Source organism: Dehalococcoidales bacterium, from assembly GCA_028716225.1.
In the GTDB taxonomy this organism is placed as follows: domain Bacteria; phylum Chloroflexota; class Dehalococcoidia; order Dehalococcoidales; family UBA5760; genus UBA5760.
In genome coordinates this window covers 1-7,161 of sequence record JAQUQE010000051.1, presented here as the reverse complement: position 1 = coordinate 7,161, position 7,161 = coordinate 1, and the positions used below count along the sequence as shown (strand labels likewise).

The 7,161-nt window shown below is 53.3% G+C and carries 9 protein-coding genes; all 9 read right to left on the bottom strand.

The features are described from left to right. Positions 1–35: 35 nt before the first annotated feature. On the bottom strand, positions 36–197 hold the full coding sequence (locus PHI12_12495) for a hypothetical protein (protein ID MDD5511609.1): 162 nt from the start codon (positions 195–197) through the stop codon (positions 36–38). A gap of 10 nt (positions 198–207) precedes the next feature. Further along, complete coding sequence (locus PHI12_12490) at positions 208–642, bottom strand: hypothetical protein (GenBank protein MDD5511608.1); 435 nt, start codon at positions 640–642, stop codon at positions 208–210. 30 nt (positions 643–672) lie between these two features. Further along, the gene (locus PHI12_12485; protein ID MDD5511607.1) at positions 673–1,650 is read right to left on the bottom strand and encodes a hypothetical protein; all 978 of its coding nucleotides are present in this window, start codon (positions 1,648–1,650) and stop codon (positions 673–675) included. Between the two features lie 84 nt (positions 1,651–1,734). Beyond that, positions 1,735–2,481 (bottom strand): hypothetical protein, encoded by a 747-nt coding sequence (locus PHI12_12480; GenBank protein MDD5511606.1) that lies wholly within the window; start codon positions 2,479–2,481, stop codon positions 1,735–1,737. Positions 2,482–2,483: 2 nt separating this feature from the next. After that, positions 2,484–2,822: a hypothetical protein gene (locus PHI12_12475; protein ID MDD5511605.1), complete on the bottom strand. Its 339-nt coding sequence runs from the start codon at positions 2,820–2,822 to the stop codon at positions 2,484–2,486. Further along, entirely contained in the window at positions 2,819–4,519 is a 1,701-nt protein-coding gene (locus PHI12_12470; protein ID MDD5511604.1) for a portal protein, read from the bottom strand. The genes PHI12_12475 and PHI12_12470 overlap by 4 nt, the downstream gene beginning before the upstream one ends. A 120-nt stretch (positions 4,520–4,639) precedes the next feature. Next, positions 4,640–6,172 (bottom strand): hypothetical protein, encoded by a 1,533-nt coding sequence (locus PHI12_12465; GenBank protein ID MDD5511603.1) that lies wholly within the window; start codon positions 6,170–6,172, stop codon positions 4,640–4,642. Beyond that, positions 6,169–6,585, bottom strand: coding sequence for a hypothetical protein (locus tag PHI12_12460; GenBank protein MDD5511602.1), 417 nt, complete (start codon positions 6,583–6,585; stop codon positions 6,169–6,171). Before PHI12_12460 ends, PHI12_12465 begins: the two co-directional genes overlap by 4 nt. Before the next feature lie 15 nt (positions 6,586–6,600). Next, positions 6,601–7,035: a 3TM-type holin gene (locus PHI12_12455; protein MDD5511601.1), complete on the bottom strand. Its 435-nt coding sequence runs from the start codon at positions 7,033–7,035 to the stop codon at positions 6,601–6,603. Between the last annotated feature and the right edge of the window lie 126 nt (positions 7,036–7,161).

Here is a 7,161-nt window from a genome sequence, read left to right as displayed (position 1 = left end):
GGATCTATAAGTTTTACGCTCATGGTTCAACCTCCTTATTTTTTCCCGCCAGCGGCTACCGGCGGTGCTTTGGGTTCGGGTGAATCAATAACAACGGAACCTTTGGGCGGCTTGCAGCCGTCTTGCATTTCAATTACTTCACCTTTTCGGCAGAGCCTGCCCTTGATCCAAGCCTTGCCTGCTAATCGAACTTTCATTTATTGCCTCCTATGCCGCTTTATACGGTTCAAAACCAATCCATGCGTCGATTGCTCCCGACGTGAAATCTTCCGTGCCGACCGTGTATGTTAGCTTGAGGTATCGAGACAAACCCATAGGCAATGGAACTGAAAGGATACAGTAGCCCGCGGCTAGACTCGCCTCGGCAATAGCAGCGGTAGCAAGTGCTGCTGTAGTAATGGCTCCAGTCGTGGCCCCGGTGTAGAGTGTCGTGGTAAGAGTTGCAGCCCCTCCGGCGCTGTCAAGAACCGTCTGGACCACCACGTTAAGCCACATGGGCTTTCCTTGCGCAAATTCAGGCGCAGTAACGGTAGATCCCCATGCATCCTCACCGGCCCCGAGGTCTATAATGTTTTCCGAATCCGCCGTAGCCGTAAGTGCTTGCGCGTCGCTGAATGTAAGCAGTGCGTCTTTAATGCTCATCGTTTTAGCTCCTTTCTAATGATGGCCCGCTTAGCTAATAGCGTCCTCAGTGTTCAGGATGCATTCACACAGCCGGACGGGAATACCCTTAAATTTAAGTACTCCGCCGGGCGCTAGGCCCTGATCCATCGTGTAGTTTACGTTGGTTTTGTCTTTCAGTCTGATTTCCATCTGAGTCTTGATCGTCGAATTGCAGTAAATACCCATAGACGAGAAATCTTCGTCTGGGCTCATTTGATTCAAGAGTTGTATTAAAAGGTCTTCATCGAAGGTGTTGGTCGTGCCGGATGTCTCGATATTGGCGAGACGACCGATAGCTTTCGGGTCCTCAACCACAAGACCGCCGTAGATTTTAAACCAATCCCGATACGCCTGGAATTTCTTCCCGGAGGCGGTAATGGCCGTTATCTCGCCCAGGTCCCTATGTTCCAGCCCGAGAGATGAACCCCGCGGGTATGCGCACCAGGCGGCACCCTCTCCCCAACGGGCCACATAGATACTAGTAAGATCGCTGCCTGTACCGCCCGCGCCTATTACGTTAGCGCTTGCGGCTAGCGAGTTCAGGCGGACGGCGAGCCCATTGAACGACTTACTGTTCGTTCCGTTATTGCCGTAGAAGAGCAACTCAATCCATGACTTGCCTATACCTCGCAGGATTCGCGCTGCACGTCCGTTCCGGAACGCTTGAGGATTCGGCGCAGCGTCAACCATAGCTTTATCCGAATCAGAGTATGCTTCCATCATCGAGAGGATATCCCGAACTTCCTGCGTCTCGACACTAACATTCCCCACACCGTCGTTGAACGTGCGAAGTTCCCCCTCGGGCTCGCTGTATTCTTGCGCGGAAACGTGCGAGAAAATGTCGTTCGCTTGAAACCAGGGGATATCATCCCATATGCGGTTTACGCGTGTGAGAATGGCGGCAACTTTATGCAGTTGCCCGTTCGGTGCAATGTTTTTCGCCAGCTCTAACATAGTGAGCTGGTTCTGTATGGCTATAGTGCTCATTTTTGAATCTCCTTTCGTCCGTCATCCCGACGGTCTTGGAGTCCCGCGCCCTGCTAGTTGCGCGAGGTTATTGAGAGTGCGACTCTACTTTTGCATTGACGGGAATTCCAACTGAGGAGTTCCCCCCGCGGTTTTACCCATTTCCTTTCCTGGATTCGCTCGGCCCCCGGAGACAAAATCTTCCGAGTACAGTCTTCCGACTTCGTCCATAATGCGCACTATATGGGGATGGTACGGCAATTGTTTTGCGAGGTCGGATATTTCCTCTGCGGTTAACTGCGCACTGGCCCCCGCTTTTTCCATGCCAAGAATCGCTCGATTAATGCGCTCTTCGTATTTAGCTCCCCATAAACCCTTCACAGCCTCTTGATTCGCCATCTTTTGGGCTTCGTTATATTCCGCGATAGCCTTGGTCATGTTTCCGAGAATACCGTTTAGCTGCGCGTTATTGAGTCCCTGAGCGTGGGCTTGCTGCACTAGTGCCCCTACAATAGGATCATCGGCCGGTACGCCCTCCGGCATGCTCAGCTTGTAGTCTTCGGCTTTTTCCGGTACGCCCATAAACGACCGCATCTTAGCGTCGAACTCGGCCCGCTCTTCCGGGGTGGCGTTATCTCCAGGCACGACGAGAGCCGACTTCAATTTACCTTCTAAATCCAGGTGAGCCTTTAAAAGATCACCCGGCGCCTTATCCTTCCACCCGGCCGCCGCTTCGTTCGACCGAACATCGTCGGGAAGCGAATCAAACCACGTGGTTCCTGCCCCACCGGTATCGCCCGCGTCGGTGTTACCCTGTGTCGGATTTCCGCCGATGTATGTATCCTGATCCATAATCACGTCCTTTCTTCACCGTCGATTATCCGCGCCCTGGCGGTATCGACCTCATATTGTCTTTGGCTCATCACCTCTGCGAATACTGCACCGAGTAGCCCCGGTATCATTGACCCGATTGTCTTGAGCACGAAATTCCGTTCACCTTCGTAAAAATGACTCCAGGCGTTTCCCGTACACGTTGATTCCAGTAGGTGGCCGCGTTCCATGAGATATTCCAGCGTTCGCTTTCCGTGTGGGGTTCCGAACGTTAGCTCGAAATCATGCCGTATAGACATGGAATCGATAAATTGCTGCCGTTCGTCTTGTTTCTGCAGGCGTTCCTTGGAGGTCTGAATCATGCGCTGCCTCCCAGCCCGGACATAAGCTCGGTCAGCACAGACGGCTCTTCCGGGTTATAGGGGGTATCGCCCAGTTTTTTGGCCCCTTCGACCGCAGCCATGCCGACTTGAGCCTGCTGCATCGCTCTTTGTTCCTCCGCTCTCTGCTTGCGTATCTGCTCTAGTTCCTCGGCCGACCTTACACCGGAACCGGGCAAGCCGACCAATCGAGCGCGTTCTTGCGCCAGTTCATCCATATTGTAATTGTCCAGAATCTCCGGCGTGATCTGCGCGGCGACTGTGGCGAACTGCACGGTATCGTCTATTGCTCTGATACCTATCATCTGTTGCGCTTGGGCGAGGAGACTGATGTACTCCACCTTGTAATCCGCGCCCTCAAGTTCTTCCGGAAGTGGCGGTAGGTCGTACAGCCACGGTCTCTTAAGCATTCGCTCTACAGCGAACACTACTAATTTATCTAGGATTTCATCTTCTTGCCGCTCGACGAACGGACCTAATTGCAACATCTTCTCGCCCTGCATCTCCAGTATTTGCGTTGCGGTAACATTTCCTTTCTGATCGTTTTGCAAAATCATCATAAAAATATCGTTGTAATACCCGTGCCGGATTCGGTCTCTAACCGCCTGAGCTTTCGCTTCTCCGGCTGCAATATCGAATTTAAATTCAAACAGACGCCGGATTCCTTCGGGCTGTCCGTCGTAAAAAGTCACCCCTCCGGCGGTCTTGCGGATCGGGCTACCAAGCAGCGAGGCGGGCACAAGCATGCTGGGATCTAGTTCCAGGTGAGTCGCCATTAATGACGACTCTTCGAGGTCTTGCAACATTTTCACGTCCGGTAGTATCTGCATTCCCGGAGAATCGCACCCGTATTGATCTGATCCGACCAGCAGCCAGGACCCGGCCGCGTACGGAAATGTTTCGAATCCCGATTCGCTGACAATAGCCCGGTCGTTCCCCAGCTCAATCCAAATCGATTCGTAGGGCATATTGAGCGCATCTTTGCGGCTGGGATCGTAATCGCTGCGGGGTTGTACTACGTGCAGCAACTCTACCGGCAGATAGGGTTTTTTATTGCGCCCCTCCATTGCATCCCTGACGCGGCTCGATACCTTATCGATGCCGAACCGCTCAATCATTTGGATTGCGTACATCCATTCGGTACGATATACCGTATCAACGTTGCCGCGTTCGTTGCGTGCCCACCAGTATTCACCGAATGTAAACGGCTTGAAATGAAACCCTCCCTGGATAAACTCTCGCATAGCGATTAGGTTATTCGCAAACGCCAGTACTTCGCCGTACCCGGAATGCATGCAGCTATAGAAGTTCGAGCGCCTAAACTGCGCATAAAGGCGCCTCTGAAGTGCATCAAAAACCCTCTTAACCGGTCCCCAGTCTCCTAGATCCTCATCTTGCAGACCTACTTTAAACCACGGCCTGGACGGAGGAGTTAGGCCGGAATGCATGCCGTTGTTGGCAATACTGTGAGCGTTTCGAGCGGTTGGGTCGAATATCTTCGATCCTCGCTTTCCGTGCATGCGGTCGGGTTTTTTATCGTCTCCAGGGAATCGCCCGCGAGACGGTACGATATATTCGGAGACATCCAGGCCGATGCTCTCTATCGACGCCTCTCGCTCTCCCTTCAGCGTCTGGTACTTATTGATATACTCATCAACCCGGTCTTTTTTACTGCTCATCTGCCAGTACCTCAATGCGGACGTAGAACCCGCTTTTAGGCATTAGGACCAACTCGTTCGGGCCAATAGTTTTCTCGCTGAGCACCTTGTGGAATTGGTCTAGAAACGAAACTTTTATCCTCATCGTCGGTCGCTCCAGTAACTACCCGAAGGCTTTGGTGCGTTCGAATGCTGCATAGTGTCGGATTCGGAAACGCTACGAACCGGCTCCGAGAATGTGAGAGCCAGGGCGTCGGCGTCGTTGGGTGAGCGAATACCCCTGTTGCGCATCGCCTCCTTACTCTCCATTACACGGTTATGATTTGAGTCGTATTTGAATCTGACCGAGACTAATTGAGCGTGGAGCGTATCATCGTCAGGTATCGAGACAGGCAGCTCATCGTTTAGCCAATCGTTCATTAATCCCCATATTTCGTTGCGCTTGTTTTTGTACTTTTGGGGGGCGAGCGCAGCACCTCCGAAATTAACGGCTCTAACCCGCCGCCGGTATCCCATTTCCCACAGCCTAGATATGACCCCGTCCGCAGATCCGTCAATAAACATCATGTCCACATATGGATCGTTATCGTCCAGCATGACTTTAGCCGCTCCGACGTGCGCCATAGCGTCGTTACCGCGGTAGCGGGTAAGATTAAAAGCCACCCGGCCCTTACGGTAGATTGAGCTGGCTCCGTCTTTTCCGCCGGCGTCCGGATCGAACCCGACAATTACCGGACCATGCGCTTCGTTGGTGGCGTACTTTCGCGCTCGTAATACGCACTCGCTTGCTATTAGTGTCTCCTCGCCCGTAACCTGGAATGCCTCCGCGGGAGTCGCCGGGTACTCCTGTTTGAATAGCAGTGGATCTTTTAGTTCCACGATTTTCGCTCTCCTCCACGCCATTTGTTCGAGATCCAATCCATAGGCGTCCATATACTCGCCTTCTTCTGGACTGAGAACGAACCCCTCCGGCACGGCCTTACGGTATTCCGCTTGCCAGTACCACGGGATAAACACATCAATAAATTCAGATCTGCCGGCAGACGCGTCTTGCCATGCCTGGTGAAAAAAATTACCCATACCGTTAGCGGTGCTCTCGAGTATCACCTCGGTATCCTTCTCGTCGGGGATAGCCTGGAAAATTCCGGCTGCATGAGTGTCGGCGTTCGACCAGAACGCCACCTCGGACCCGTGAAAGAATTGGATTGTGGAACTCCGGCCTGTGCCCTTGGTTTTTGCCGTACCGACCTTGTATCCGCAATCCAATTTGTCAAACGTCAGCTCCTTAGCGTTATCAACCCCGGCAGACGGACGCACGGCCGGCAGGCAGTTGTTGTGGAATCGCTTGACCATCTCGAACAGGTTTTGCGTCGCCGGGTCCTCGTGCGTGAGAATGAACGCCCTAACTCCGCGCCGATGGGTGACCCGCCAATAGTACCGCCCCTCAACGTAGGTCGAGCAGCCCTGCTGCCTGCCCTTGAGGATAATCGCCCGAACCCGCCCCGTTCTCGCTCTTTGCTCCTCAATCCGCGAATGCAGATATTCTTGTGCCGAATTGAGAACGAACGGCTCGATGCTGCCGCTCTTTGTGCGTATCCATAGGCAATGCCTGGCATAGTACCTGTAATCATCACGGAGCCTAATTCTTACGCGTTTTCGGTGCGAGTCCATCATTCGTCATCGTCTATATCCAACTCGTCCAGCGCCGTCTCGTGATCGTACGAATCGACCCTGAGTTTATCCGCCGGATAATGCCCTAGCAGTTTATGTGCATCGGTTCTGGCTTTGCTTTGCACGTCCCAGGCTCGTTCCTGCCATTGCAATACGGTCTCTCCTCCGCCCGAGCATTCTTCGCCCTGGCTTGCTGTGGTGGTGGCGAGGATTTTGACGCATCTTGGTAGAGTCTCCGGGTCTACCCGCCCTTTTATTTTTATCGTCTTCGTCGCTTTAGCCTTGAGTTCCGCCTTTAGCTGCTTCGCCAGTATTCTTTCGTAGATTCCCTCGTCTCTCAGAGCGTCAGTAATCGACATGATTTTAGCGATATGTTTCGCGACCTCTAGTGACATATCATCTAGATTTATTCGCATACCCCACCCCCCCCCTTAAACCCCGCGCCCTTTCTCAAACGTCCTCATACCGCCTAGCCCGAGCATGCCTAGCAGCAACGTCATGAGCGTGGACGTATCCAGTGTTGGTAATGGAGCAACCGGCGTGGAATGCAGCACACCCACCGTCCAGGGGAGTAATGGTTGTAGAAAAAACGAATAGACGAGCCCAGTTACGCAGACCCAGCCAACTGCGGGCCTCCAGCCGCCCTTGAATATCGACGGACTCTCGGCTTCCGCTTTATTGACTGCGATTTGAGCGAGGATTAATTGACTCTCGATTTGCGCGGCTTGAGCTACGAGTTCGGCACGTTTATTGGAATCTAACGGCGCCTCCCCGGTTAACGCTGTCCGGATGCCTATCGCCGCCTGTCCTATGCCCTGGAGGATGCCCGAAGCTCCTCCGCCCATGAGATCCGATACTATCGACATGGTTTAGTTCCCCCCCCATCCGAACAGTTTCGAGCCGATAAACGCCAATGCGCCGCCAATAACGCCCGCGATGGCAGAGGCTGTCGTGTCCCATGTTTTGCGATGCTCTAGAGTCTCAATGCGCTC

What these genes read in the sequence shown, in the direction of transcription:
- PHI12_12485 (MDD5511607.1), bottom strand. Translation starts at nt 1,650, where the DNA reads ATGAGCACTATAGCCATACAGAACCAGCTCACTATGTTAGAGCTGGCG.
- PHI12_12455 (MDD5511601.1), bottom strand. Translation starts at nt 7,035, where the DNA reads ATGTCGATAGTATCGGATCTCATGGGCGGAGGAGCTTCGGGCATCCTC.
- PHI12_12470 (MDD5511604.1), bottom strand. Translation starts at nt 4,519, where the DNA reads ATGAGCAGTAAAAAAGACCGGGTTGATGAGTATATCAATAAGTACCAG.
- PHI12_12475 (MDD5511605.1), bottom strand. Translation starts at nt 2,822, where the DNA reads ATGATTCAGACCTCCAAGGAACGCCTGCAGAAACAAGACGAACGGCAG.
- PHI12_12480 (MDD5511606.1), bottom strand. Translation starts at nt 2,481, where the DNA reads ATGGATCAGGATACATACATCGGCGGAAATCCGACACAGGGTAACACC.
- PHI12_12460 (MDD5511602.1), bottom strand. Translation starts at nt 6,585, where the DNA reads ATGCGAATAAATCTAGATGATATGTCACTAGAGGTCGCGAAACATATC.
- PHI12_12465 (MDD5511603.1), bottom strand. Translation starts at nt 6,172, where the DNA reads ATGATGGACTCGCACCGAAAACGCGTAAGAATTAGGCTCCGTGATGAT.
- PHI12_12495 (MDD5511609.1), bottom strand. Translation starts at nt 197, where the DNA reads ATGAAAGTTCGATTAGCAGGCAAGGCTTGGATCAAGGGCAGGCTCTGC.
- PHI12_12490 (MDD5511608.1), bottom strand. Translation starts at nt 642, where the DNA reads ATGAGCATTAAAGACGCACTGCTTACATTCAGCGACGCGCAAGCACTT.